General features: G+C 45.0%; 2 protein-coding genes. One reads left to right on the plus strand and one right to left on the minus strand.

Annotation, left to right across the window (positions count from 1 at the left end):
• Positions 1 to 279: 279 nt before the first annotated feature.
• Positions 280 to 750 (plus strand): ATP-binding protein, encoded by a 471-nt coding sequence (locus QUB70_RS32385; RefSeq protein ID WP_332985901.1) that lies wholly within the window; start codon positions 280 to 282, stop codon positions 748 to 750.
• A 56-nt stretch (positions 751 to 806) separates the two neighbouring features.
• On the opposite strand, the gene QUB70_RS32390 is transcribed toward QUB70_RS32385, so the two are convergent.
• Complete coding sequence (locus tag QUB70_RS32390; protein ID WP_332985902.1) at positions 807 to 1,574, minus strand: DUF1350 family protein; 768 nt, start codon at positions 1,572 to 1,574, stop codon at positions 807 to 809.
• Positions 1,575 to 1,983: the final 409 nt, after the last annotated feature.

Consider the following 1,983-nt stretch of genomic DNA (forward strand, 5'->3'; position numbering starts at 1 on the left):
ATTGCCGAAAGGACATAGTGCTTAAAGGTCAGTCGATGAATTAAGAATCCCCGTGCGTTCACGCCGGGGAGTGTCAAAAAACGCCCATTCAATTTGACCCGGTTTTACATTGTCGCAGCCGATCGGGAACGTGGAAAATGACGCGGCCGATGAATGACTGCGATGGGTGATGTTGGCGCTAGCAGTTGCCCGCTTTTTGGGAAAAAAGTTAAAAACGTAAAATAGAGGCAATACAATATTTGTCTCTATTTTATCGAACTATAATTTCAGTAGCAGAGCGTGATTGAATTAAAAGGTTACGAAAAGTTGCAAGTCCTCAAGAAAGCGGATCTTCAAATCAATACTGGTCTGAGTGCTTTAGACCCTGTTTTGTCGTGGTTTGCACAATTGTACGAGCCGCAAATTCCCACAAGTGTGTGGATACGCTGTCAGTTGGCTTTGGCTGAGGGCTTTACAAATGCGGTGCGTCACGCCCACGAGGGCAAACGGCCGGATTTGCCGGTTGACATTGAGGTGGTGGTGTGTACTGAATCTGTAGAGATTAAAATTTGGGATTCGGGCGCTGCGTTTGATTTAGAGCAAAAAATTAAAGATATGTCCGAAAAAATCGATCCTGAAGCTTCGGGCGGGCGGGGTCTAAAGTTGATGAAAGACATCGCAGACAGTCTCAGTTATACGAGAACGGCTGATAGCCGGAACTGTTTGTCGATCGTCAAAAATTATTCGCCCTGTATCGACGACGAACGATGAATCTGATATTTTGGAACTACCGGACGAACTTTCGGGTTAATGAGCGAGAGCAGCTTTTAAACGCGGGACAGAGGATTCAGCCACAGCAGAATTGTCCGTTTTAATTGATTTAATTCTCGATATACTTCTTGTTTAACCCACTGCCCGATCGCGTCGAAGGGAGTAAAAATTTGACCGACAGGCCAGCTAACATCTTGACCCAAGGGCGTTTGATGGTTGCCGGCCAGAGTCTGAACTGTAATCATCTCGGGAAATCGTGCTTTTAGCAGATTAGTCAAAAGCAGGGTTTGATCGATGTTGTCGCCGTTAAATTTGACTAAAAGATTGCGCCGGATTTGATAGCTATCTTGGACGAGGCGATTGGTGTCTTGCGGGGAAGGGGTAAACTCTACTTTAAAGACGGGGGAAATTTGCTCGACGATCGGGATTGCTTCGGATGCGGCATAATTGTTGAAAGAGATCAGAATATTGCCTGCCCTTTCTATGTCAAACACAGAACCGATCAGGAGGTGGAGTTTGCATCCCATGCTGTGTCCCATGCCGTAGATGGGGAGATAGGAAGATTTGAGTAATTTTGTGGCGCGCAGGCGATCGAGGGCATTTTCAAATTTGTTGAGGACATCGCGGGCGATCGCAATATGATCCAAAGTATTGACAAACGGCGTTGCTACTACAACATATCCTTGGTTCCCCAAAGCCTCTAACAGCCAGCGATAGGTGAGTTGCGGTGCTGTCGCCACAAATGCCCCGCCGAGAAAATGCACGATCGCGATCGGTTTAGAGGGAATTAATACCCAGTTGCCAGAAATTTCTTGCCAGTCCATAAATTTAATCAAGTTCAAAGTAAAAAGGCGATCGTCCTCTGAATGTAGAACGCAGAAGGCAGAATTTTTCTAAATTTTTGCTTTTATTTTCTGCCTAAAAAAGGGGTTTGCTACCCATTTTTTCATTTAAAAAACTTTGCTTTTTACTCATACATTGTTTAGTGTAACTGTTTTTGCCGAAAATAGCACGCGGGATCGCCCTGCTATTTTCGCGCTTGATATAGTTTCCGGTGGCATCGGAATCATCTATTTGGATCGTGTCAGTGCGAGCTTAATCTGCTTTGTGAAACTTACCTAAACCTATCTAAAACTATTTTTAGATACAATTACGAGTTTACTTCCTACGCTGTTGGGTAGTCGGCTATCCCAAGATAAGTAGGCTATCCCCCTCAAGCCGAGGGTTCCCAAT

It is taken from the genome of Microcoleus sp. A003_D6, from assembly GCF_036702825.1.
In the GTDB taxonomy this organism is placed as follows: domain Bacteria; phylum Cyanobacteriota; class Cyanobacteriia; order Cyanobacteriales; family Microcoleaceae; genus Microcoleus.